24 protein-coding genes are annotated in these 23,248 nt (G+C 39.5%); 7 read left to right on the top strand and 17 right to left on the bottom strand.

Going from position 1 to position 23,248, the window contains the following annotated elements; all coding sequences use genetic code 11:
* Positions 1–25: 25 nt before the first annotated feature.
* A complete protein-coding gene (locus IGL86_RS01780) occupies positions 26–634 on the bottom strand; it encodes a superoxide dismutase (RefSeq protein WP_002361201.1) in 609 nt (202 codons plus the stop codon).
* A gap of 193 nt (positions 635–827) precedes the next feature.
* Here IGL86_RS01780 and IGL86_RS01775 point away from each other — a divergent pair, with 193 nt between their 5' ends.
* Positions 828–1,637 carry a DUF1189 domain-containing protein gene (locus IGL86_RS01775; RefSeq protein ID WP_002355344.1) on the top strand — a complete coding sequence of 270 codons (810 nt, stop codon included), beginning with the start codon at positions 828–830 and terminating at the stop codon, positions 1,635–1,637.
* Between the two features lie 179 nt (positions 1,638–1,816).
* Here the strand turns inward: IGL86_RS01775 and IGL86_RS01770 are convergent, their stop codons facing one another.
* The 7 genes from IGL86_RS01770 to IGL86_RS01740 are packed head-to-tail and all read right to left on the bottom strand — an operon-like array spanning position 1,817 to position 7,142.
* Complete coding sequence (locus tag IGL86_RS01770; RefSeq protein WP_010708253.1) at positions 1,817–2,236, bottom strand: PTS sugar transporter subunit IIA; 420 nt, start codon at positions 2,234–2,236, stop codon at positions 1,817–1,819.
* A gap of 9 nt (positions 2,237–2,245) precedes the next feature.
* The gene (locus IGL86_RS01765) at positions 2,246–3,235 is read right to left on the bottom strand and encodes a serine hydrolase domain-containing protein (protein WP_033625287.1); all 990 of its coding nucleotides are present in this window, start codon (positions 3,233–3,235) and stop codon (positions 2,246–2,248) included.
* 12 nt (positions 3,236–3,247) lie between these two features.
* A complete protein-coding gene (gene murQ, locus IGL86_RS01760; RefSeq protein ID WP_033625288.1) occupies positions 3,248–4,138 on the bottom strand; it encodes an N-acetylmuramic acid 6-phosphate etherase in 891 nt (296 codons plus the stop codon).
* Between the two features lie 14 nt (positions 4,139–4,152).
* A complete protein-coding gene (locus IGL86_RS01755; RefSeq protein ID WP_002355339.1) occupies positions 4,153–5,004 on the bottom strand; it encodes a MurR/RpiR family transcriptional regulator in 852 nt (283 codons plus the stop codon).
* A gap of 16 nt (positions 5,005–5,020) precedes the next feature.
* On the bottom strand, positions 5,021–5,497 hold the full coding sequence (locus IGL86_RS01750; RefSeq protein WP_002355337.1) for a PTS system mannose/fructose/N-acetylgalactosamine-transporter subunit IIB: 477 nt from the start codon (positions 5,495–5,497) through the stop codon (positions 5,021–5,023).
* A 30-nt stretch (positions 5,498–5,527) separates the two neighbouring features.
* Positions 5,528–6,346, bottom strand: a complete 819-nt coding sequence (locus tag IGL86_RS01745; RefSeq protein ID WP_002355336.1) for a PTS system mannose/fructose/sorbose family transporter subunit IID — start codon at positions 6,344–6,346, stop codon at positions 5,528–5,530.
* Entirely contained in the window at positions 6,339–7,142 is an 804-nt protein-coding gene (locus IGL86_RS01740) for a PTS mannose/fructose/sorbose/N-acetylgalactosamine transporter subunit IIC (RefSeq protein WP_002358431.1), read from the bottom strand. The genes IGL86_RS01745 and IGL86_RS01740 overlap by 8 nt, the downstream gene beginning before the upstream one ends.
* A 169-nt stretch (positions 7,143–7,311) precedes the next feature.
* Between IGL86_RS01740 and IGL86_RS01735 the strand changes: the two genes are divergently transcribed.
* Entirely contained in the window at positions 7,312–8,082 is a 771-nt protein-coding gene (locus tag IGL86_RS01735; protein ID WP_189656411.1) for a sulfite exporter TauE/SafE family protein, read from the top strand.
* 43 nt (positions 8,083–8,125) lie between these two features.
* On the opposite strand, the gene IGL86_RS01730 is transcribed toward IGL86_RS01735, so the two are convergent.
* Entirely contained in the window at positions 8,126–8,527 is a 402-nt protein-coding gene (locus tag IGL86_RS01730; RefSeq protein ID WP_002355332.1) for an organic hydroperoxide resistance protein, read from the bottom strand.
* A gap of 220 nt (positions 8,528–8,747) precedes the next feature.
* On the opposite strand from IGL86_RS01730, the gene IGL86_RS01725 reads away from it, so the two are divergent.
* Positions 8,748–10,274, top strand: coding sequence for an AMP-binding protein (locus IGL86_RS01725; protein WP_002361196.1), 1,527 nt, complete (start codon positions 8,748–8,750; stop codon positions 10,272–10,274).
* Between the two features lie 251 nt (positions 10,275–10,525).
* The gene (locus tag IGL86_RS01720; protein ID WP_033624804.1) at positions 10,526–11,224 is read left to right on the top strand and encodes a glucosamine-6-phosphate deaminase; all 699 of its coding nucleotides are present in this window, start codon (positions 10,526–10,528) and stop codon (positions 11,222–11,224) included.
* Positions 11,225–11,280: 56 nt separating this feature from the next.
* Here the strand turns inward: IGL86_RS01720 and menC are convergent, their stop codons facing one another.
* From menC to menB, 6 genes are read right to left on the bottom strand one after another with little or no spacing between them, the layout of a single operon-like run.
* Positions 11,281–12,384: an o-succinylbenzoate synthase gene (menC, locus tag IGL86_RS01715; protein ID WP_033625291.1), complete on the bottom strand. Its 1,104-nt coding sequence runs from the start codon at positions 12,382–12,384 to the stop codon at positions 11,281–11,283.
* Positions 12,385–13,209 (bottom strand): 2-succinyl-6-hydroxy-2,4-cyclohexadiene-1-carboxylate synthase, encoded by an 825-nt coding sequence (menH, locus tag IGL86_RS01710; RefSeq protein ID WP_002373220.1) that lies wholly within the window; start codon positions 13,207–13,209, stop codon positions 12,385–12,387. It abuts the gene before it with no gap.
* Positions 13,197–14,930 (bottom strand): 2-succinyl-5-enolpyruvyl-6-hydroxy-3-cyclohexene-1-carboxylic-acid synthase, encoded by a 1,734-nt coding sequence (menD, locus tag IGL86_RS01705; protein ID WP_033625293.1) that lies wholly within the window; start codon positions 14,928–14,930, stop codon positions 13,197–13,199. The genes menH and menD overlap by 13 nt, the downstream gene beginning before the upstream one ends.
* Positions 14,930–16,297 (bottom strand): isochorismate synthase, encoded by a 1,368-nt coding sequence (locus IGL86_RS01700; protein WP_002364946.1) that lies wholly within the window; start codon positions 16,295–16,297, stop codon positions 14,930–14,932. The genes menD and IGL86_RS01700 overlap by 1 nt, the downstream gene beginning before the upstream one ends.
* On the bottom strand, positions 16,294–17,751 hold the full coding sequence (locus IGL86_RS01695; RefSeq protein WP_033625321.1) for an o-succinylbenzoate--CoA ligase: 1,458 nt from the start codon (positions 17,749–17,751) through the stop codon (positions 16,294–16,296). Before IGL86_RS01695 ends, IGL86_RS01700 begins: the two co-directional genes overlap by 4 nt.
* A 4-nt stretch (positions 17,752–17,755) precedes the next feature.
* Positions 17,756–18,625 carry a 1,4-dihydroxy-2-naphthoyl-CoA synthase gene (gene menB, locus IGL86_RS01690; RefSeq protein WP_002391106.1) on the bottom strand — a complete coding sequence of 290 codons (870 nt, stop codon included), beginning with the start codon at positions 18,623–18,625 and terminating at the stop codon, positions 17,756–17,758.
* 110 nt (positions 18,626–18,735) lie between these two features.
* On the opposite strand from menB, the gene IGL86_RS01685 reads away from it, so the two are divergent.
* Entirely contained in the window at positions 18,736–19,116 is a 381-nt protein-coding gene (locus tag IGL86_RS01685; RefSeq protein WP_002387902.1) for a PaaI family thioesterase, read from the top strand.
* Between the two features lie 69 nt (positions 19,117–19,185).
* Here the strand turns inward: IGL86_RS01685 and IGL86_RS01680 are convergent, their stop codons facing one another.
* On the bottom strand, positions 19,186–19,785 hold the full coding sequence (locus IGL86_RS01680) for a LysM peptidoglycan-binding domain-containing protein (RefSeq protein WP_002355317.1): 600 nt from the start codon (positions 19,783–19,785) through the stop codon (positions 19,186–19,188).
* An 818-nt stretch (positions 19,786–20,603) separates the two neighbouring features.
* On the opposite strand from IGL86_RS01680, the gene IGL86_RS01675 reads away from it, so the two are divergent.
* Both IGL86_RS01675 and IGL86_RS01670 read left to right on the top strand, forming a co-directional pair.
* The gene (locus IGL86_RS01675; protein ID WP_002355315.1) at positions 20,604–22,085 is read left to right on the top strand and encodes a peptide MFS transporter; all 1,482 of its coding nucleotides are present in this window, start codon (positions 20,604–20,606) and stop codon (positions 22,083–22,085) included.
* 106 nt (positions 22,086–22,191) lie between these two features.
* Positions 22,192–22,392, top strand: a complete 201-nt coding sequence (locus IGL86_RS01670; protein ID WP_002355314.1) for a hypothetical protein — start codon at positions 22,192–22,194, stop codon at positions 22,390–22,392.
* Between the two features lie 59 nt (positions 22,393–22,451).
* Here IGL86_RS01670 and IGL86_RS01665 read toward each other — a convergent pair whose 3' ends face one another.
* On the bottom strand, positions 22,452–23,240 hold the full coding sequence (locus IGL86_RS01665) for a gluconate 5-dehydrogenase (protein ID WP_002362994.1): 789 nt from the start codon (positions 23,238–23,240) through the stop codon (positions 22,452–22,454).
* Between the last annotated feature and the right edge of the window lie 8 nt (positions 23,241–23,248).

The raw sequence follows: 23,248 nt of genomic DNA, 5'->3' as shown, positions 1-23,248 counted from the left end.
ACTCTTTCCTTCACAATTGGCAAACTTATTTTGCTGCTGCAAAAAGTTCGTTTACTTTATCCCAGTTAACAACGTTCCAGAATGCTTCAATGTAATCTGGACGAACGTTTTTATATTTTAAGTAATACGCATGTTCCCAAACGTCAAGACCTAAAACAGGTGTTTGGCCATCCATTAATGGTGAATCTTGGTTTGGTGTTGAAGTGATTTCTAATTTACCGTTATTCACAACTAACCAAGCCCAACCTGAACCAAAGCGGCCAGTTGCAGCTGTTTTGAAAGCAGCTTTCATTTCATCAAAGCTACCAAATGTTTCATCGATTGCTTCTTTAATAGCGCCAGTTGGTTGTCCACCAGCATTTGGTGCCATAATTTCCCAGAAGAATGTATGGTTTGCGTGGCCGCCACCATTGTTACGAACGGCTGTGCGGATATCTTCAGGAATAGCATTCATATCTGAAATTAGGTCTTCTACAGATTTTTCGCCTAATTCTGGATGTTTTTCAATCGCTGCGTTTAAGTTAGTCACATAAGTGTTGTGGTGTTTATCATGGTGTAAGTGCATTGTTTCCACGTCAATGTAAGGTTCTAATGCATCATAAGCATATGGTAATTCTGGTAATGTGTAAGTCATTTTTTAAATCCCCCTATTTTTTAGTATGTAACATACGTCTTTCATACAACTATTATGATAACAGAGTGAACCGCTTTCTACAAAATAGTTTGCTTGCCAAAAGAAAAGTTTTACAAAAGAGGGAGATTACCTTGTGTTTCCCTCATAAATTCGCTAGAATGACCTGTAGAAGAACGATGTGAGGAGTAAATAAATGAATACATTGCAATTATTTAAGCAGGCCTTTTTTTCAGTTTCAGAATTACGGCATGCGAAAAAAATGGCGTTTTGGAAAGTAATTCTCTATGCTGTTTTTTTAAGTGCTATTTTAGCACTACCTATTACCAAACAAGTCTTTTCTGTGCTACAAGAGGTGCAACAAGATGGCCAAAAAATTGCAGAAAAGTTGCCTGACTTTTCTATTGAAAATGGCACGTTGCAAACAAAGGCCAAAGAATCTGGTTTTATTTATCAAACCGACTCGATTATTTTTACGTTTGATCCAGATGGAAAACGTACAGCCGCTGATGTCCAAAAGGATTTAATTGGTAATGCGTTTGGTTTGGCTTTTTTACAAGATGAATTTGTAGTCGCCTTACCAAATTCAGGCGCAACTGAATCAATTCTAGGCACCGACCAATTTATCTTCCCCTATAGTAAAGGAACCTTAGATGGCGTTAACGCTCAGAGTATCAAGACTGCGCTAAGCGAAGCAGCAATCCCTTGGTGGACAAAACTCATTGTCTTTTTAGTGGCTATCTACCCTGTTCTAATCGGTTTAGTTTTAGACTTACTGATTGCCGCTATCGGTGCATCTCTCTATTCAAAATTACGTTTTTATTCTTTACGTTTGATTGATTGTTTAAAAATTATTACGTATTGTGCTACCGTGCCGGTCATCTTAAGTGCTATTTTAAACTTCGTAAATCCGATGTTTAACGATGGCATCCTAGTTATTTTACTGAGTCTATTCTTTTTCTTTGTCACAACCAAAAACGAACCACGGAATATCCCTGGTTCTTAAAAAAAGAGCCTGGGACAAAAATCACTTTGGATTTTTGTTCCAGGCTCAAAACCTGATAAACGGCGGGAACAGAACCAACTCCTTCGGAAATAAGCCGAAATTCTCCAAAAATTAAAAAGCAATTTTCGGAAATTCCTTCTTATTTCTCGGAGCTAAACGGTTCCGTCCCGACCTCTTTCCTATTCTTCAAATTCTTCTTCATCTGTTAATTCAGGTAAGTCAATCGTAGTCACCGCAGATTGGCCAATTTGCGTTAAATATGCAGCTAATTCATCCACATTTTCCACAGGTGAGACGGCTGCTTCAATTGCCATTGCTAAATTAAGTCCAGCGACTACTCGCAATTGCGGATAAGTGCCCATGGCCATCATAGCCACATTACAAGGTGTTCCTCCTTTTAAATCAGCTAATACAAGCGTCGGGACATCGCCAGCTTCTTTTAAGATTGCTGCCAGTTTTGCTTGCGTGCCGCTCAAGCCATCTTCTGCGGTCATTGACACAATCGCAGCATCTGCTAATTCCCCGACAATCATTTGAGTAGAAGCTAAGGTTTCTTCTGCCATCCGTCCATGGCTCATTAAAATTAATTTTGGTTTCATCATATCCTCCTAAAAATACTGCTGATAAATTTTTGTTCGTGCTTTCAGAAAACCACGTTCTTCACGAGTGGGATGAATCCGATTCGTCAACAAAATTAGGGCTTCTTTGGTCTCTTTTTTCATACCAATCGCCGTTCCAGTAAAGCCAGTATGATACAAATAGTCTGCCCCGGCTTGCGTCTTTTTCACTTCCCAACCAAATGTACGTCCCCCTTGGTTCATAGACCAGAGAGTATCGAACATTTTTTCAGAAAATAATGGTTTGCCAGACGGGTAGCGATTGTTCATAAAACACTGAACAAAAGTGAGTAAATCTGGTAAAGTTGCAAATAAACCTGCACTGCCGATTGGCGCTTTTAGTTGATAGGCTTTCGAATCGTGGACCATTCCCTGAATAACGCCGCGTTGTTTTGTAATCTCTGTGGGCACTGCCTGGGCAAAATCGCTGACCGTAAAACTTGTATGCTGTAGGTTCATTGGTTGAAATACGTATGTTTGAAAGCTCTCTTCTAATGAGCAGCGATCCAATACTTGAATAATTTCTCCCAATAAGTAATACCCTAAATCAGAATAAGTGGTTTTCCCTCGTTCAGATAACGAATGCGTTAAAATGATTTCTTGCAAGCTTTTTTTTGTGACATTTTTCTTATCGGCAACATCAGCTGGCAGTCCGCTCTGATGCAGTAGAAGCTCCCCAATCGAACAAGATAGTCCTTGATAATCAGGTAGGATTTCCCCCACAGTGGTTGAAAAAGCAAGCTGATTTGTATCGATTAATTGTAACATTCGATTTGTTGTCCCAATAACTTTCGTTAAGGACGCTAAATCATACAGGCTAGCTGATGAAATCTTTTGTCTTGCAAATGGACCAGTATTACCTAAAAAGCCCGTATACTGTTCTGATAAGCTATCTTCTGTGATCGTCCCCCAAGCGACACCCGGAACGACTTGCTGATTAATCAGTCTCTGAATTGTTTCTTGAATTGCGATTTGATTCATTGTTCACCACTTCTATGCTAAAACTTCTGAAATCCGTCCGTCATGTTCTGCTAATAGTTGTTTGGCTTTTTGAAAATCAACGTGGGCTTTCGCCATTACAATGGCTGGTGCCACTTCTAGCTGCGCTGCCTCCAAGTATTCTTTGGCTTGCGATTCCTCGATTTCTGCTGCTTCTTTAATGATATTCGTGGCACGTTGAATTAATTTTTCGTTCGTTGGTTGTACGTTGACCATCAAATTTTGATAGATATTCCCTACTTTAACCATAATCCCTGTTGAAAACATATTTAACACCATTTTCTGTGCTGAACCCGCTTTCATTCTAGTTGACCCTGTAATGACTTCCGGTCCGACAATTGGCGCAATCCCAATTTCCGCCAATTGATTCATCGGACTTTGATTATTACAGGTCACGGAGATGGTTAGAGCGCCCACTTTTTTTCCGTATTCAATTGCGGAAACAGCATATGGTGTCCGACCGCTAGCAGCAATCGCAATTACAACATCTCGGGTGGTCAATTGATGTTGCGTTAAATCTTCGATAGCTAATTCTTTCGAGTCTTCAGCGCCTTCAATTGCTTGATACATTGCTTTTTCACCACCAGCTAAAATACCAAATGCGCGTTCTGGCGACACACTATATGTGGGCGTTAATTCAATCGCATCCAAAGCACCCAAACGTCCAGACGTTCCTGCACCACAATAGATTAAACGGCCCCCTTTTTTAAATCGTTCTGCCGCTGCATCAATTGCTGTAGCAATCTGCGGAAGCACCTTTTCAATTGCTTGCGCTACCTTTTGGTCTTCTTGATTTATTAAAGTCACCATTTCTAATGTTGACACTTGGTCAATCTTTTTAGTCGCTTCATTTCTGGCTTCTGTCGTTAATCCTTCTAAGTTCATTTGCTTGCACACCCCTACTTCTCTTTTAGACGGCTGACAAGTTGACTCGTTTCAATCATATTTCGTTCGATTTCTGTGTCTAAATCATCTTGAATTGAACCTAAATACAGAACATCGCCAATTGCCATTGACGAAGCAATCGATGAAATAGCCCCAACTCGAATGAGGTGCTCATTATTGGGGACTAAAAGAACTTCATCGCTCAATGATCGCACGTTTTCTCCATCGTTACTGGTAATAAAAATAACCGTTGCGCCTCTATTTTTGGCAATTTCACAGGCGATTAAGGCTTCTTTTGTCAAACCACTATAGGAGACCGTGATCAAAATGTCTTGTGCCGTTGCATAATTTAAAAACTCCAACATCATGTGACTATCATAATTAAAAATTGCTTGGCGACCAGCGCGGTTAAACTTGTGATAAAGATTATAAGTCGTTAAAGAAGAGGCACCAATTCCAACCAAATGAATTTTTTCCGCTTTTTTAACATGCGCGATTGCTCGTTCCAAGGCTTGTTTATCCACTGTATAAAATAAATCCTCAATCGTAGCATTTAATAAAGATTCTACTTTCATACAAATAGTATCCACCGAATCATCCGCCGCTACAATTGGATCAATATCTTTTTTACCGTTACTGGCAGCTTGTACCGCTGCAATGGATAGTTTTAACTCTTCCCAGCTGTCAAACCCTAATTGTTTAGAAAAACGGGTAACTGATGCTGGAGAAGTTTCGCTATTGCTAGCAATTTCGTTTGCTGTTAATGAGAGAAGACGGGTCGGATCCTTCAGTATATAGTCTGCGATTCTCTTATTTACTTTGGAAAAGTCCTTATATTTTTGTCTGATTGAACGGATTGGCTCCATCTTCTCATCTCCATTTCTATTTTATGAAAGTTAAAATTGCTTCGTTTGGTTCAGAAGGGATCATCTGTGCGGTAATAGTCACCCCATTATCTGTTAAACGACGAACGGTTTGAATATCTTCATCGGTTAATGCAACAGATTTTTTAATTGCTCGACTGCCTTCTTTTTGAGAAATATTGCCGACATTGAAGCTCTGTAACGGAACACCGCCATCAATTAAAGCCGCCATGTCTGCAATGTCTTTCGTAATTAAAAAGACTTTCTCTTCATCATAATTGCCTGCTAAAATTTTTTCAATCGCTTTACGTTTCGATAAAATGGATAATTTAACTCCTGCAGGCTTAGCCATTTTTAAGGCACCAATTTGTAATTGATCTTTGACAGCGGCATCATTTACTACCATGATTCTTTGTGCGCCAACCGTATTCGTCCAAACGGTTGCAACTTGTCCGTGAATTAAACGCTCATCTACTCTTGCATGTACAATTGTCATAATAAATCTCTCCTATTATATACTATTTTTTTAAAATAAACCGCCAACCCAAGCCAACATTGGTTGTAAATTACCTAAAACCATGCCAATTAAAATTAAAACAAAGATTAGCCGTGTTGAATTCATTTTCTTTTTCCCTAGTAACCAATAGGATAAAAGAACAATCCCTAAAGGAATTAATGCGGGTAAAATTTTATCCAACATTTCTTGAACAGATAATGTTACATCTCCCATTTTATAAGTTAAATCTAATTTGTAAGTAATTACCGAAGGAATCAAACCGCCGACCACCGTTAACCCTAAAATAGCTGCACCTTGCGTAAACAATTTCATTTTATCCGCAAATTCTGTCGCAATTTTTTTCCCTTGATGGTAACCAATCCAAGTGAATTTATAGCGAACCCATAGGACCACTGCTCCGGCAATTAACGGGATCAGTAACCCAACAACCTGGCCCCCTTGCGCCATGTAAGCTGCAATCGAAAAAACAATCGCACGATAAATCGCGATAAAAATGGTATCACCAACACCAGCAAACGGACCCATTAGACCTGTTTTCAAGCCAGTAATGGCCGTTTCATCTTCAATGCCGACTTCTTCTTCCAAAGCCATATCAGCTCCGACAATTAAATGCGACATGGCTGGCGTTGTATTCATAAAGCCAAGATGTGTCTTCAAGGCTTTCTTCATAGCTACTGGATCTTCACTGTATAGTCGCTTTAATGCAGGCATCATCACCCAAGCGTAACCAAGTCCTTGCATTTTTTCATAGTTCCAGCCCCACTGATAGCCAAAAAGATTACGGACGTAAACTTTATTAATATCCTTTTTTGTTAATTTGTTAGTCATCAATCTCAACCTCCTCATCATCTTCGTAAATAACCGTGCCACTTGTTGTAGCTGCGCCGCCTTTGTTATGATTCATCACATAAATCGCTGCTAAAGCCAAGCCAACCAGTGCGACACCTAAAACTGAGAAGAATTGGGCCCCATAAGCAAGTAACACGAACCCAATAATAAAATAGGGCCAGTATGTTTTAATTGGTAAGTAACGCATTAAAATAGCAATCCCCATCGCTGGTAAAATAGCGCCTGCTGCTTTTAACCCATTCATCACCCAAATAGGAATCCAATTGTTGATAGCGTTTACAACTTGTTCACCAAAAGCTAGGCCAATAAAAACTGGGATGACACGAGAAATCGTCCAAGGAAAAATTCCTAAAACATTGCAGCGCTCGACCCCTTTATAATTGCCTTCTTCCGCATAGCGATCTGCTTTGTGTTGGAAAAACGTATTAGCCATTCTGCCTAAAATATCTAGTTGTGTTAATAATAACCCAATCGGAACCGCAACTCCGATACCATACTCTGCCCCTTTCCCTGAAATGATTGCATAAGCCGTTCCCATAATGGCCCCTGAAAGAAAGTCTGGGACTGTTGCTCCTCCATAAGTCGCTACACCTAATGTCATCAATTGAAGCGTTGCCCCAATCATCAAACCTGTTTGAACATCCCCTAAGACTAGGCCAGTAAACGTTGCAGCAAACAATGGTGTATATGGACCAATCTGAATAGAAATTTGGTCAAGTACACCAACAACTGTGTAAAGACATAAAATCAAAATAATACCAATCGATACTGTCATGCTTTCTCATCCTCCTTGAATGCGTTTTCTTTTTTGTATTTGTAGAATACCATTAAAGAAATATCATTTCAAGTTCTTTTTAAAAATATTTTTAAATGAAATTGCATTTCTTGTATAATTTTTGTGCTATACTAAAAGAAAACGTTTTAGGAGTGATTATGTGCGGGTTTTGCTGATTTATTTCATAACTATTTTTCTATCCAATACAGTTGGGGCGCTCTCTGGGATGGGTGGAGGCGTCATTATTAAGCCTGTTTTGGATTTTCTTGGGTTCCATTCGTTAAATAGTATTGCGTTCTATTCAAGTGTCGCTGTTTTTGTCATGTCCATTTCTTCGACTTATAAACAGTATCAAAATGGTGTCCAAATTGAATGGAAAAAAGCCGCGAGTATTTCGTTTGGTTCCTTAGTCGGCGGTATGTTAGGTGATTTACTTCTTAATCAGGCGATTGCACTAGCGCCAAATGAAGAAAAAGTACAACTAATCCAATATATCATCATGTTGGTGACCTTGGTTTTGGTTCTTCTCTACAATCAATTTTCCAACTGGCACTTACACCTCAACGGATTGAGCATTTTTCTGATTGTCGGATTAGGCTTAGGGATTCTATCAACCTTTTTAGGCATCGGTGGCGGTCCCATTAATGTAGCTTGCCTTATTCTCTTTTTTGGAATGGATATCAAATCAGCAACTGTCTATTCCATCATTACTATTTTTTTCTCCCAACTCGCCAAACTTGGCAATATCGGCTTGACCACAGGGTTTGCGGTTTTTGATTTAACAATGCTTTGGGCTATTATTCCTGCCGCTTTATTCGGTGGTTATGTCGGCGGTCTTTTCAGTAAAAAATTATCTCAACAACGGGTCGCCCAAATTTATAGTTTAGTTGTTTTTTTAGTTATTTTGTTAAATATGTATAATTTGTGGACTGTTATCTAAAAAAGAAGCGCTTTGTCTATATGACAAAGCGCTTCTTTTTTAATTAAATCACTGTTAATTTAACATCTATATTATTTCTTGTTGCTTTAGAATATGGGCAAATTTCGTGGGCTTTTTTAACAAGTTCTTCTGCTTTAGCTTGATCTACTCCATCAATGTGAACTTCTAATTCAGCACCAACGCTAAACCCATCTTCTCCTTGGAATAAGGATACACGTGCAGTTACTGTACTTTTACCTTCGACTTTTTCTTGATCCATCACTAATTCTAATGCACCGTTAAAGCAAGCACTGTAAGCCGCTGCGAATAATTGTTCTGGATTTGTTGTATTTTCTTTCTTGACACCTGGCGAAGCAACCGCATAAGAAAATGATTTATCCGGTGAGTGAACTTCTCCTGCACGTCCACCCGTATTAATGATAGTTGTTTCATAGATTTTTTTCATGTAAATTCCTCTCCTTTGTAAAGTTTTACACTTCTGAGAACTTGTTACTTACATAATTATTGTAGGAAACTTTGTCAGATACAGCAAACGTTGTGCTTGTGAATAATAAAAAATAACATTTAACGTTGTATTTTTGACGTAGAAAAAGAACCCATTCTATGATAGGATAAAGTGAACTTGTACATTTGTACACAAACTATTTTACAAAGGAGACTTTCCCTTGACACACTTACTTGATTATCAACCATTAAACCTCTACACAAACTATCAAGAAGCCGCAGAAAAAACACCAACTGTTCCAATTATTTTTGATGAATCTTTGCCTGCTTTTCCTGCACTTGGCTTAGAAACAACTTATGGTGAAAGCCATCAAGAAATTTTGAAACGGGCATATCAATTAGCCGCTTTAGGTGTAAAAAAAGGCGACAAAATTATTATTTATAAAAGTCCTAAATTCGACACGTATTTACTAGCTGTTGCGGCCTCATATCTAGCAGCCGTTCCTGTAATGGTTTCATACCATTTACCTTTTGAAACAATTGAAGTATTCGTTGATCGTTTAGAAGATCCTTATATTTTATTTGATGATGTGACTGCTGAAAAAGTTCAAGCTGTTCGTAATAGCTCTGCCAATAAAAAACTTTCGGTTGCTTCTCTTTTAGAAGCTGATGCCACGGAAGTTCCTCAAGACGAACTGACTAAAGACGAAATTGCCTACATGACCCACACCTCTGGAACAACAGGTATTCCTAAACTTATCTGTCATTCCAATCACTCTATGGGTTGGCGTACAAAATGGCAAAAAACCATTTTTACAAAAATTGCTGAAAAGAAATTAGTTGGCTTTCATATTTCGCCAGTTCATTCTCGTTTTAACATTGGCGTGTCTTCTTTAATGGCCATGGGCTTCCCTATGATGCCTTTAGCAAATGCTTCGAGCGAAAAAGTCGCTGAAATGTTCAGCACCTATCAACCAATCGCTGTAGAAACACACCCCAATAACTTCGTTCAATGGGTTCGTTTGGCCAAAGAAAAACCTGAAGCTTTCGCTAGTGTCCATTATTATCATTCTACTTTTGATGCAATTAACAACGCTACAATGGTGGCTTTCTTAAAAGCATCTGCTGCCAATGAACCAATTTTCCTACAAGTTTATGGACAAAGTGAATGCGGGCCAATGATCTTACGAGCGCATACTTTAGAATCTCTAAAAGATTCAGATGCTCGTGACATGGGCGTTGGTTTAGAGGATTTAACACAAGCTCGAATTACTGATGAAAAAGGACAAGTTTTACCTGCGATGACGGACGGCCATATCCAATTCTTATCAAAAGGACGGGCCTTAACATATTACAAAGAAGATGCCCGCTTTGCAGAAAATGTCTACGGCGAATGGTGGGACAGCGGCGATTACGGAATGTTAGATGAACGCGGCCACTTATTCTTGAAAGATCGCCAAGTAGATCTAATTGAAAACATCGACAGTAATTTAGCTATTGAAGATCATTTATTGGATGCATTAGATTTCTTAGAAGAAGTGATTATTGTCCGTGGCAAAGAAAATGAACCTCAGCCAATTTTAGCGGTTGTCCCTGGGGAAGAAATGGATTGGGACGCTTGGTGGACACAAGTAGCCGATTTACCACATTTAAACGAACCTATCATTATGGCTTTTGATGAAATCCCTCACACAGCTACTATGAAAGTGCAACGTTTACAACTAGAAAAATGGTTGAAAGAACAATAAAATAAAATTCTTTGTTAAACAGTGTTGGTCAAAAGAACGTTTAGACCAGCGTTGGAGCAAGTGGAGCAGAAAGCTAAAAAGTTAACTCGTTGTAGGTTATCTTAAGCTTTAAAAAGAGGGGCAGTCGTCGTTTTGACGGCTGCTCCTCTTTCTTTTGTCTACCGTTAATTAAATCCTTTTTGTGAAGAGCTTGACATGGGATGGTTCCCACAAATTATACTTAGCTTATTCAAAGAATGGAGTGAGCAAGTATGAAAATTTTAATTAAACAAGATTTCGACACGATGAGCGAATGGGCAAAAATGTTACTTCTAAGCACGATGAGCAAAGATAAACGAGTGAATTTATCAATTACCGCTGGCAAAACGCCAACACTTGTTTACCAAAAATTAGCCTCGATTGTGAAAAATTCATCTGAATTTGATAATGTTCATTATTATAACTTTGATGAAATCCCCGTTCCTCATCAAAAGGAAGGCATTACTCTGACAGATTTGCGGACGCTGTATTTGACACCTGCGGAAATATCCGAGCAAAACATCCATCCATTAACTGTTGAAAACTTTCAACAACAAGATCAACGGATTGCTGACGCAGGCGGCTTAGATTTGATGTTAATTGGCTTAGGAGCAGATGGTCATTTTTGCGGGAACATGCCCACTACCACTCATTTTAAAAATGAAACCTACCAAGTGACCGTCACTGGTTCAGAGCCTTGGTTTGTTCCTGAAATGATGCAGCCAGGCATGACCTTTGTTACGATGGGGCCAGCCAGCATCATGAAAGTTAAGCATCTTGTCCTAATTGTAAATGGTGAACAAAAAGCTCAGATGGTCAAACAAGTGCTCCAAGGACCTGTCACAGAAACGTATCCTGCCTCTATTCTTCAACTCCATCCAAATTTAACGGTTCTCTTGGATGAAGCCGCAGCGAGTCAATTAGAAAAATAAAAAATTGCGCCTAGATTATGCTTCTCTGCATAGTCATAGGCGCAATTTTGTTATCATTACATGATTTTTTGATACTGACTGTATTTTAGCAAATTCGTCTGGGAAAGTGTAACACCAATACCAAGTCCCTGAGGCACGGTCATTGTCCCTTGCTCTAAAATAAAAGGTTCCGTGATGATATCTTCATAAAAATAGCGTTCCGTTGCTGAAATATCACCTGGAAAGGAAAAGGTAGGCTGTGACGCAAATTGCAAATTCAATGCGCGACCAACACCAGACTCAAACATACCACCTAACCAAACCAATAAATCATTTTCTTGGCAAAATGTGGCAATCTTCAACGCCTCGTGAATCCCACCTACACGAGGAATCTTCAAATTGATACTACGGCAACTGCCCAATGCTAACGCCACTTGGCAGTCTTTGAGACTACGAATATTTTCATCCAAACAAATTCTTGTTTTCAGTTCTCTTTGTAATTGTGCGTGATCTAAAAAATCATCTGCAGCAAAAGGCTGTTCAATCATCGCTAATTGATAGTGATCTAAACGTTGCAATTGAGACAAATCAGCCAATGTATACGCTGAATTGGCATCGACCATTAAAGGCAAGTTAGGAAAATGCTGACGAATCAAAGCAACGGGTTCCACATCATAACCGGGACGAATTTTCAGCTTCACTCGTTGATACCCTTTTTCTACAGCTAACTGAACTTGTTTAAGTAATTGAGGTAAGTCTTCTTGAATCCCTAAACTAATCCCTACAGGAATTTTCCTCCGCGTTGGTCCAAAAAATTCAGTTAAACTCTTCTGTTGCCGTTTGGCATATAAATCCCAGATGGCAGTTTCTAACGCAGCTTTTCCCATCCAATGTCCTTTAACTTCTTCAAAAATTGTTGAAACCTCTTGCGGCTGTTCAAGCGCTTCTGTTAAAAGTAACGGAATTAAATGCTGTTGGATGATGAAGCGTTCGGTTACCAACGTTTCTTGCACATAATCAGGTTGCTCAAAAGCCACTAATTCGCCAAACCCTTGATTTCCTTGCTCATCCGTTATTACAAATAGATCAAACGCTTTTTCTTCCAAGCGACCATAGCTCGTGACAAACGGCATTTTTAAAGGCAAACGAACCTGATAGGTTTCAATTGATTGAATGTTCATTCAGATAGCTCCTTCCAATAACGCTGTCACCTTTTCATAGAAAATCGTTGGTTGTTCTAAATGGATACAATGTCCTGCTTCAGGAAAAATTGTCAGCCTCAACAACGGTTGACGTACCTGCATTTTTTTCGCAATCCCAATAAATTTTTGATCTTCGCCGCCTACCAATAAATCGGTAGGAATCGGCTGCAATTCTGCTAGACGTTCCCAGTAACTCTCTTGCGCTCCTGTCCCCATATACCACAAACTACTAGCCAATCCAAAGGCCGATTGGCTCAAACGTTCCTGCCGAATGGCCATTTGCTGTGCCACAGACAAGGCTTTTTGCGTTTGAAATAACGGTAATTCTTGCCAGAAATCAATAAAATCCACAAGCGGTTCCTCTAAGAGACGTTCCGCCAAACGATGATCTTGACAGATACGAGCCTGACGTTCTGCGGCGGTGGCCAAACCTGGTGATCCACTTTCCAATAAAAGATGCTGTACCTTTTGTGGATAATGTAATGCAAAACCTAAAGCTGTTCGAGCGCCCATTGAATAGCCTAATAAACAAAAGCAAGGCAAATTTAGCGATTCGGTTAGTTCAGCAAGATCATGGCAAACCTGTTTCATGGTATAACGCTCTGGTGCTACCAAACTAGCAGTCGCGCCATGCCCAGGTAAGTCAATTCCTAAAACGTTATAAGGTGTTTGACTGGGAAAAACGGCTGCAAACGTGGCTAACGTTCCTGTGAAACCGTGTAAACAGACTACTGTCGTTCGCTTTGCATCAAAAGGTGTTAACCATTGATAATGGTACTGCATCCCCCGAATTAACCGTTCCATGAAATCCCCTGTCTTTCTACTCGTCTACCAATTTCAGCTAAAATTGATTCGTACAAATGAACATTCTCTTGGCGATTTCCTTTGACTTCTATCACTTGAAATTGTGGTTCTTCAGCCGCTGCTTGTAAAATTTGCTTGAGCTCCGCGATTGTTTTGACTTCTTGGTACGAAGCACCGTAAAGTTCAGCAACTAACGAAAAATCTAAATCAAGCGGTGTTCCAAATAAAGGCTCGAAATCGTCCTCACGTAAAGTTCGTTGAGATAGAAAAGAGAAAATCCCGCCACCATTGTTATTTAATAAAACAATTGTTAACGGCAACTGATAACGTTTAGCCAAAAATAAACCATTCATATCATGATATAGCGCTAAATCACCAATCAGTAGAACGTTTTGCTGTGTCGGTGCTACGGCACTCATTCCTAAAGCAGTTGAAACAATCCCATCAATCCCGTTGATGCCGCGATTTCCAAACATCCGATAAGGGCGACTATCCATAAATCGATCTAAGTAGCGGATAGCCATACTATTAGATACAAATAACTGACCGTTCTCTTTCATCGTTTGGTGAACAGCTAAGCTGGCTGTTGTTTCATTTAATTCTGTCGCGTTCAGCGTTTCTAGAAGAACTTCAGAGACCGTTTTTTCCAGCAGGAGCCATTGTGCTAACCAAGTCGCTTCTGTTGGTTTGACAACCGTTAACAGTTGTTCTACAAACGTGGTTTCCTTTGCCTGAATAACGGTTTGTGATTTTTTCAATTGCTCTTGCCATTGCCCATTTTCGTCCACAAAATAAAAAGTAGTCTCTGTCGTTGCTAAGCGTTTCAACCATAACATGATGTTTTTAGAAATTGGCAGCGAACCAAAACGCACTACCACTTCTGGTTCTTGTGGCAAGGTCGCCACATTTAGAAACAGATCACTGTGTGCAATAACAACTTCACTATTTTGCCCATGTGTCACAATGTTTGCTAAAGGATCCGCTAGTAAAGGCCATTGCAAAGCTTCGGCTAATTGAATAAATAACGTCGCTTCTTCCTCTGTATGACTGCCACCGACAACCAAGACGCCGCTTTTCTGGTACCATTGATCCGCTAACTGTTGCACTTGTTCTGTAGAAAGGATTGATTGACCAGCGAATAAAGCCGTTTGTTGAGAACTCTTTGTTTTTCTCTCTAAGTCAGGTAATAATGGTTCCCGCAAAGGAAAATTCAAATGAACAGGTGCAGCAGGCGTTTGTTGCGCGAATGCTGCTCCTTTAGCGCCTTGCCAATAGGCGTAATTCAACATCTCTTCTGTTGCTTCTGGCAAAGCCATTTCAACAAATAATTTCACGTGATTTTGATACATTTGTAATTGGTCCATGGCTTGAGGAGCACCAACTTGACGTAACTCATGTGGCCGATCCGTTGTTAAAACGACTAAAGGCACATGGCTAATATTGGCTTCGCAAATTGCTGGATAATAGTTTGCAGCTGCTGTTCCAGAGGTACAAAGTAAGACCACTGGTTTTTGGCTCGCTTTACTTAATCCTAAAGCAAAAAAAGCAGCGGAACGTTCATCGACATCGACAAAAGTTTGGATTGCGGTTTCCCGATGAAGTAATAAAGCCAGTGGTGTGGAACGGGATCCTGGACTAATGACTGCTTGTTCAATCCCACTATTTTTTAAGCCTTCAATAAAGGCCGTTAAATAATCGGTCATTGTTTCTTGATGATTCATTAAACCTGCCCTCCAATTCCTCGTAACATCGGTTGAAATTTTATTTTCGTTTCTTCTCTTTCTAGCTCTGCTTGGGAATCCGCAACAATACCACAACCTGCATAAAGAACGCCTTGCTGACCAGCAAAGACACCTGAACGCAAGGCCACAGCGAACTCGCCACTATCATCATTCCCTGAAATCCAACCGATTGGCGCACCATATAACCCACGACTCCCTGGCTCATATTGTCGAATCCATTCGACTGCCAACTCTTTGGGCTCACCGCCTAAAGCTGGCGTTGGGTGTAACTGCATCACACTTTCCAAGAACGAAATTCCCGGTTTACGTTGACCCGAGATTGGCACATAAAGATGTTGTACATCTCGATTTTCCAAAATAATGGGTGCTTGAATACTGTTTTCAGAAGTCGTCATCTTCGCCAACTCTTTCGCTAAACGTTCCACCACAATTTGGTGTTCTCCGGTATTTTTGCGGTCTTGTAAAAGTTGTGCTCCTAAAGTTTTCGTTTCTTCTGGTGTTTGACCCGTTTTAATGGTTCCTGCAATACAAGCGGTCGCAAACGTTTCTTTAGTACCCAACAGAAGTCGTTCTGGTGTTGCACCAATGAAACTTGTGTCTTTGGCTTCTAAAGCAAACAAATACGTATTTTGTTGTTGTGCCATTAAATTAACGAGCACTTGGTTACTTCGAATTTTTTCAGGACTGCTCACAGCAAGTTGTCGAGCCAAAACCACTTTTTTTAAAGGGCCATCTTCTCTTAAGACTGCTACGGTTTCGTTGACAGCTTGTAGCCATTCAGTCACGGCAACTTCTTCCTTGTCAATCTTTGTTTCCGCTACAGCTGGCAACTCCTCACAGGTAGCTAACAAGCGATCAAACTGAGCCACCAAAGTCGACCAACGTTCCTCGACTTCTTGTTCACTAGAACCTGAAAAGTTCAGCGTTCCATAAATACGTGAACCTGAAAAAGTAAATAGAATACTTGGTAGATAAAACCAACCTTCCCCTAACTCTCCCCAGGCCTCAGTAGGCGTTTGTTCTGTATCAAAAGGCAAACCGCCAAACAGAAGAGCCCCCGTACCAGAAATAGACATATTTTGAAAACGAGTTGCCGCCTCTTTTTTTAAAAAGTTGTTCAATTGATGCGTTTCTGTTTCTGCGCCTTTTAAGATAGTTTCATATCCGAAGCCAACCAAAGCAAAATCTTTTTTCGGCGTTTGCCAAAAAAAACGTTCTCCTTGGTATGCCTTTTCACCAGCGGCAAAAATTGCCAAGGCTGTTTGTTCTGTTTCTAATGGAAAAACCCAACTGAACTGACGGGCATTCTTCTGATAGGCTTGTCGTAATTCATCAGGCAATTTCATCTGATTAAAAACGCCTCTCTTTCTTCTGTCATGAAACGATGTTTGGCAATCTTTCCACTTGCTGTTTGCGGGAAAGAATGACAAAAATAAATGCGTTTCGGTCGTTTATATTTTGCCAGTTTTCGTGAACACTGGTCTTGAATTTGCGCTAAGGTGATTTCTTGGTCACTAATCACATATGCAACTGGGACGGCTCCCCATTGCGCATCTGGTTCTCCTACAACTGCCGCTGCTTTAATTCCTGTTATCGCCTGTAACACCTGTTCAACCTCAGTGGGGTAAATATTTTCACCACCAGAGATAATGAGTTCACTTAAACGACTAACCAAATACAGGTAACCTTGTGCATCTAAATAGCCCATGTCGCCTGTTTTAAACCAACCATCTGCTGTCCATTTTTCAGGTTGACGCTGGTTAAGGTAACCTGAAACAACGTTTGGTCCCTTAAGTAAAATTTCTCCGACTTGCTTTTCTGGCTGTTCTTGTCCTAGTTCATCAACAATTTTGATCTGCATATCTTTTAACGGTTGCCCAGCAGAGCCGATTTTCAGTGCCGCATCTTCAAATTTCAAGGCAACAACTTGCGAACACGTTTCCGTCATCCCATAAGATTGAATGACTGGAATCCCTTTTTCCTCACACTGCGCTAATTTATCCGGAGCAATCGGTCCGCCGCCTAATAGCATTCCTTTAAAGCTGACGCTGTAGCCAGCTTCAGGATAGACAGACAATAATTTTTGTAACATTGTCGCAACCACTGAAATGACGGTTCCACGGCCTTCTTGTAAATCTTGTGTCACTTGCTGTTCATCAAATTTATCGTAAAGGCGAATACTACAACCTAAGACGAGTTGTCGAACAACAATCGACAATCCGCTAATGTGAAATAATGGGACTGCACACAACCAACAATCTTCAGCAGTAATCCCCATATTTTCTTGAGTGCCTCTAGCACTGGCCAAATGATTTTTAAACCGTTGCAAAACCCCTTTAGGCTGTCCTGTAGTTCCAGATGTATACATAATAGAAGCCACCGACTCTAAGTCACTTGGCTGTTGAAACTCCTGACGTGAAAGACTATGCTGTTTTTTAATCATTGGCTGAACGTCGACAAAAGAAATTTCTTCTAACAAAGCCTGCGTTTCAGGCGCACCAATAATCGTTTTAACTTGCGCATCTTTTAACTGAAAAGTCAGTTCAGCAAGTGTCAAATGCGTATTTAAAAATAATAACTCTTTCCCCAATTCCCATAAGGCTAGAATTGAAAAATACAACTCTTTGCTGTTCTTACTGAATAAAGCCACACGTTTTTCTTCTGGTGCAAGCACCTGTTGATATGTGGCTACCCAATGACTGACTTCTTGTTGCACTTCTAAAAACGTCCATGATTCATCCTGAAAATAAAAAGCAGGATGATCGGGACGTTTTTGTACTTGTTTATTTAACCAAGTCATTGGTTTATGGGAATTTAGGGAATTGATCGAAATCTGGTGTCCGTTTTTCTTTAAATGCATCTCGGCCTTCTTGTGCTTCAGCCATTGTATAGTAAAGAAGTGTCGCATCACCAGCTAATTGTTGCACACCAGCCAAGCCATCTGTATCGGCATTTAAAGAGGCTTTAATCATCCGTAAAGCAATCGGGCTTTTGGTTAACATTTCTTCTGCCCACTCCATTGTCACATCTTCTACTTGATCCAATGGAACAACCGTATTAATCCAGCCCATATCTAAAGCTTCTTGAGCAGAATACTGTTTACACATAAACCAAACTTCTTTCGCTTTTTTATGGCCGATAACGCGCGCCAAGTAACCTGAGCCGTATCCACCATCAAAGCTACCGACATTTGGTCCTGTTTGCCCAAACTTAGCATTTTCAGCCGCAATTGTTAAATCACAAACTAATTGTAAAACATTGCCGCCGCCAATGGACCAGCCTTTCACCATTGCGATGACTGGTTTGGGAATGACACGGATTAACCGTTGTAAATCTAACACATTTAAACGTGGAATATTGTCTTCGCCAACGTAACCACCATTACCTCGAACTTTTTGATCGCCACCAGAACAGAATGCTTGGTCACCTGCGCCTGTTAAAATAATAACCCCGACATCTTCTTTATCACGACTAATGTTGAATGCATCAATCATTTCCATGACTGTTTTTGGTGTGAATGCGTTGTGAACATGCGGGCGGTTGATAGTAATTTTTGCTACTTTGCCTGCTTGCTCAAATAAAATTTCATCATATTCTTTAATTGTTGTCCAGTTTCTCATTAGGAAACCTCCTTCATTAATCTCATCTTTTCTATTATACACAAGAATCGGCACTTTAGAGAAAAAGTCGCTTGAATTTTAAGAAAAAACATGGCTATTTCAAATTTTCTTCATTCCTGTATAATAAATAAAAAACCTTTTATTCTCTCTTTTATTAGAAAGGACTGATTACTATTCATCTTTTAGAGTATTTAGGCATCACGATTCAACACGTTTCTGCTGAGAAATGTCAGCTTACTTTAGCGGTAAAAGACGTGCATAAACAACCCTATGGCCTTGTCCACGGGGGCTTAAACGGCATCTTAATTGAAACTGCCTGTAGTTTAGGTGCGAACGAAAACGTTCCTGAAAACACTTTTGCTGTCGGCATAGACTTACAAGTAAATCATCTTCGTAGTGTCCATGATGGTAGCCTTACCGTGATTGCGACGCCCGATCACTCGGGAAAGACCCTTCAAGTTTGGGAAGCAAAAATATATAACGCAGACCACCAATTGACGAGCGTGGGGCGTTGTACCTTAACAAATCGACAAAAAAAACAGTAATCTTTACAGGTTACTGTTTTTTTGTTTATGGTTTTTAATAAGTAATTAGATTACTTCGTTTATTTAATTTTAGTACCAACCATTTGCTAACCAGAATGATTTAGCTGCATCCCATGAACCATAGCGACCTGCTACGTACTGATCTGCCACGCGTTCTTGGTTGGCAGGTGAATAGTCACCATTTAAATAAGAGGCAGATAATTGGTAACGACCGATATACTGGCCGTTTGTTGCATCGTAAGAACCACTAGATTCACGTTGTGCGATCCACTCTTTTGCATCACTGCTTGCGGCAGGTGCTGCTGGTTGCGCTACTTCTTGAGCAACAGGTTGTTGTACTTCTTGTTGTACTGGTTGTGCAACAGGTTGTTCAACTACTTGTTGCACTGGTGCAACTTCTACAGCTGGTGCTGGAGTATTAGCAACTTCTTTTTCTGAACGAATAACTAATTGTTCTCCTTCAAAAATTAAATCAAGGTTTGGCAATTTGTTATCAGAAGCAATTTTTTGAATTAAGCTATTGTCTCCTGCAAATTGATGAGAAATTGTTGATAAAGTATCTCCTGCTTTAACTGTATATAAGCTTTCTGCGTTTGCGTCTGTTCCTAAGAATAATCCTAAACCTGCGGCCAAAGTTGTTCCAAGTAAAATCGTTTTGATTGATTTCATGTATGTTTCTCCTTTGTAATTAAAAATATTTGATTGTTGCTCTTAGCACTCGGCAACAACCACGTCTGCTTCGCTTTATCGAAACGACTTCACATACTTTATCATCGAATGGCCGGCCGTAGGTGAATATCTCGTGACAATTTATTACTAGAATGTCGGTTTTGTTACATTTTGTAATAAAAAGCTGCTGGAAGCTTGATATTATCCTGTTTATATTTTGCGAAAAAAAGTTAAAAAAACAGGATTTTATTTTTGAGAAACCGTTTTCTAACCCTTGATTAGCCCTTAAATGTCGGTTTTTTTACATTCGTTTCAGTCAAAAAGTAACAAAATGTTAAATATACTAGACATGAGAATGTTTTTTTCAAAAACTCACGCCTAAAAAGAACAGGTGTTTTCTTTGAATTTTTTTTATCATTCACTATTTTTATTTTTCCTTCTATTATATAGATAAATTTTTTGTTGTATTCATTTTTCGATTCTGAAAAAACACTAAGCACTTCCTATTGAAACAAAAAGAGTTAAACAAAAAAATCTTATATTTTGCTTGTTATTTATTCATTTTAATCTTATTCAAAAAAAGAACAGCTAAAACGACTGTGAAAACAAATTATTGAAAATAAAGCAGAATAAATATTCATTTTTATCATAATTCACGAATAAAAAACAAACAATCATTCGAACGCTTGTTATTTAAAAACGTAATCAGTTTTTTCTCTTTCTATTTTCCAATCTATGAGTAATAAAATATATGAATCTACATTTAAGTCATTTTATTATCAAATATTCTGAATATTATAAGAATTGGAGTTTTATCTATGAGTGACAAAGAACAACTTGAGAAATTAGACAAATCCTTTCTGGGACAACCGAAAGGACTAGCAACACTGTTCTTCACAGAAATGTGGGAACGTTTCAGTTACTACGGCATGCGTGCTATTCTAATGTATTACATTTACGATACCGTAGCCAATGGCGGTTTAGGTCTCCCCAAAGCAACTGCCTTAGCCATCATGTCCATTTATGGATCAATGGTTTTCATGTCCAGTATCATTGGCGGTTGGGTCTCTGACCGTGTCTTAGGTTCAAGGAAAACTGTTTTTATTGGTGGTTTGTTAATCATTGCTGGACATATTGTTCTCGCTACCCCATTTGGTGTCCCCGCCTTATTCGTTTCTATTATGTTAATTGTATTTGGGACTGGGATGTTAAAACCAAACGTTTCAGGGATGGTTGGCCATCTTTATTCAAAAACTGACTTACGTAGAGATGCAGGCTTCTCCATTTTTTACATGGGGATTAATATCGGAGCCTTAATCGCTCCCCTTGTTGTCGGAACTTTAGGACAAGAATATAATTATCATTTAGGCTTTTCCGTTGCTGCAGTAGGGATGTTCTTCGGGCTACTACAATATTATTTCCAAGGACGTAAATCTCTGGCTGGAATTGGTCAGGCCCCAACTAATCCAATGTCTAAAGAAGAGCAAAAGAAATTTGCTAAAGCATTTATGTTGGCAATTGTCGTTGCTTTACTTATTTTTGGTGGCGCCTATGTCACAGGACATTTAACAATTGATTTCTTTATTAATACCATCAGCGTGTTAGGAATCCTGTTACCAGTTTATTATTTCAGCAAAATGTTAACGTCTAAAGATGTCACTGCTGAAGAAAAACCAAAAGTTCTGGCTTACTTGCCATTATTCTTAGCAGCAATTGTTTTCTGGTCATTGGAAGAACAAGGTTCGTCTATTCTTGCTCTATTTGCAAATGAACGGACGCAAACGAGTTTGTTTGGCTTCCCGATTGCCGCTAGCTGGTTCCAATCATTAAATCCTGTATTCGTAGTTATTTTGACCCCTATTTTTGTTACATTATGGACAAAACTAGGTAAACGTCAACCATCAACAGTTGTGAAGTTTTCACTAGGGCTAGTCTTTGCTGGTCTTTCCTTCGTCTTATTAATGTTGCCAGGTCTACTTTATGGTACCGAAGGACGAGTGAGTCCACTTTGGTTATTCTTTAGTTTCTTCATTATGATTGTCGGAGAAATGTGTTTATCTCCCGTTGGCTTATCGATTACTACAAAATTAGCACCGAAAGCTTTCGAAGCTCAAACCGTTGCTATTTGGTTATTAGCAGATGCCGCTTCACAAGCCATTAACGCTCAAATTGCTCGTTTCTATACACCTGGAACAGAGTCAGCATATTTTGGGATTGTCGGACTTGTAGCTGTCGTTGCTGGGATTCTCTTATTCATTGTGAAAAAACCAATCCAAAACTTAATGGGTGACGTCCGTTAAACCGTCAAAAAAGTTGCCTTTCTCTTTTTTGAAAGGCAACTTTTTTATACAGCGTTTTGATAACGTTTTCATCAAGTGGTATACTAAATAGAAGGAGGACGAGGACATGCGTTACTTAATTGGCGGTATTTTTTTATTGATTAGTATCTGGCAATTCATTGTTACTGGACGGACATTTTCCTACTTAAAGAAAGAGGGCGGCAAAAGAACCTCACCATTTATTCTGTTAGGACTATGGAGTAGCTTAGTGTTTGCTATTATTTCATTTGCTGTGGCGATTGCTTCTTTCTTTTATGTGAGTTTTTAGTAGAAGGCTAGCCATAAGTAAAGGAGCGAGATTGCTAATCTCGCTCCTTTACTTATTTATTATGGTTGTTTTCCAATATAAGCTAAAATTCCACCATCAACATATAAGATATGTCCGTTAACAAAGTCAGAAGCGTTAGATGCTAAGAAAACTGCTGGGCCAGCTAAGTCTGCTGGTGTGCCCCAACGATTAGCAGGTGTTCGTCCCAAGATGAATTCGTTAAATGGATGCCCTGGTTCTCTTAATGGCGCCGTCTGTGGCGTTTCAATGTAGCCAGGTCCAATCCCATTACATTGAATATTATATTGTCCATATTCAGAAGCAATATTTTTCGTTAACATTTTTAGTCCGCCTTTTGCTGCCGCGTACGCACTAACTGTTTCACGACCTAGTTCACTCATCATTGAACAGATATTGATAATTTTGCCATGACCCTTTTCAATCATATCTGGAATAACCGCTTTTGCCATAATAAATGGCGCATTCAAGTCAACATCAATCACTTGACGGAACTCTTCTGCTGACATATCCACCATTGGAATTCGTTTAATAATTCCCGCATTATTGACTAAAATATCAATAGAGCCGACTTCTTCTTTAATCTGAGCAACCATCGCTTGAACTTGCTCTTCATCAGTGACATCACACACATAACCACGTGCTTCAATCCCTGCGGCCCGATAATTTTCCAAGCCTTGTTCAACTGATTCAGGAGATAAGTTATTAAAAACAATTGTTGCTCCTGCTTCAGCTAAGGATTTCGCAATCTCAAAGCCAATCCCATAAACAGCACCTGTAATTAACGCTACTTTTCCATCTAATTGAAAATCATTCATTTTAAATTCCATGTTTTCTC

The sequence above is a fragment of the Enterococcus sp. DIV0774 genome (genome assembly GCF_050539095.1).
Taxonomy (GTDB): Bacteria; Bacillota; Bacilli; order Lactobacillales; family Enterococcaceae; genus Enterococcus; species Enterococcus faecalis.
This window is presented reverse-complemented; position numbering and strand designations above follow the sequence as displayed.

What these genes read in the sequence shown, in the direction of transcription:
- IGL86_RS01770 (WP_010708253.1), bottom strand. Translation starts at nt 2,236, where the DNA reads ATGAAACCAAAATTAATTTTAATGAGCCATGGACGGATGGCAGAAGAA.
- IGL86_RS01755 (WP_002355339.1), bottom strand. Translation starts at nt 5,004, where the DNA reads ATGGAGCCAATCCGTTCAATCAGACAAAAATATAAGGACTTTTCCAAA.
- IGL86_RS01750 (WP_002355337.1), bottom strand. Translation starts at nt 5,497, where the DNA reads ATGACAATTGTACATGCAAGAGTAGATGAGCGTTTAATTCACGGACAA.
- menD (WP_033625293.1), bottom strand. Translation starts at nt 14,930, where the DNA reads ATGAATCATCAAGAAACAATGACCGATTATTTAACGGCCTTTATTGAA.
- IGL86_RS01780 (WP_002361201.1), bottom strand. Translation starts at nt 634, where the DNA reads ATGACTTACACATTACCAGAATTACCATATGCTTATGATGCATTAGAA.
- IGL86_RS01665 (WP_002362994.1), bottom strand. Translation starts at nt 23,240, where the DNA reads ATGGAATTTAAAATGAATGATTTTCAATTAGATGGAAAAGTAGCGTTA.
- IGL86_RS01745 (WP_002355336.1), bottom strand. Translation starts at nt 6,346, where the DNA reads ATGACTAACAAATTAACAAAAAAGGATATTAATAAAGTTTACGTCCGT.
- IGL86_RS01695 (WP_033625321.1), bottom strand. Translation starts at nt 17,751, where the DNA reads ATGACTTGGTTAAATAAACAAGTACAAAAACGTCCCGATCATCCTGCT.
- IGL86_RS01680 (WP_002355317.1), bottom strand. Translation starts at nt 19,785, where the DNA reads ATGAAATCAATCAAAACGATTTTACTTGGAACAACTTTGGCCGCAGGT.
- IGL86_RS01775 (WP_002355344.1), top strand. Translation starts at nt 828, where the DNA reads ATGAATACATTGCAATTATTTAAGCAGGCCTTTTTTTCAGTTTCAGAA.
- menC (WP_033625291.1), bottom strand. Translation starts at nt 12,384, where the DNA reads ATGAACATTCAATCAATTGAAACCTATCAGGTTCGTTTGCCTTTAAAA.
- IGL86_RS01675 (WP_002355315.1), top strand. Translation starts at nt 20,604, where the DNA reads ATGAGTGACAAAGAACAACTTGAGAAATTAGACAAATCCTTTCTGGGA.
- menH (WP_002373220.1), bottom strand. Translation starts at nt 13,209, where the DNA reads ATGGAACGGTTAATTCGGGGGATGCAGTACCATTATCAATGGTTAACA.
- IGL86_RS01720 (WP_033624804.1), top strand. Translation starts at nt 10,526, where the DNA reads ATGAAAATTTTAATTAAACAAGATTTCGACACGATGAGCGAATGGGCA.
- IGL86_RS01700 (WP_002364946.1), bottom strand. Translation starts at nt 16,297, where the DNA reads ATGAAATTGCCTGATGAATTACGACAAGCCTATCAGAAGAATGCCCGT.
- IGL86_RS01730 (WP_002355332.1), bottom strand. Translation starts at nt 8,527, where the DNA reads ATGAAAAAAATCTATGAAACAACTATCATTAATACGGGTGGACGTGCA.
- murQ (WP_033625288.1), bottom strand. Translation starts at nt 4,138, where the DNA reads ATGAACTTAGAAGGATTAACGACAGAAGCCAGAAATGAAGCGACTAAA.
- IGL86_RS01670 (WP_002355314.1), top strand. Translation starts at nt 22,192, where the DNA reads ATGCGTTACTTAATTGGCGGTATTTTTTTATTGATTAGTATCTGGCAA.
- IGL86_RS01765 (WP_033625287.1), bottom strand. Translation starts at nt 3,235, where the DNA reads ATGAATCAAATCGCAATTCAAGAAACAATTCAGAGACTGATTAATCAG.
- IGL86_RS01740 (WP_002358431.1), bottom strand. Translation starts at nt 7,142, where the DNA reads ATGACAGTATCGATTGGTATTATTTTGATTTTATGTCTTTACACAGTT.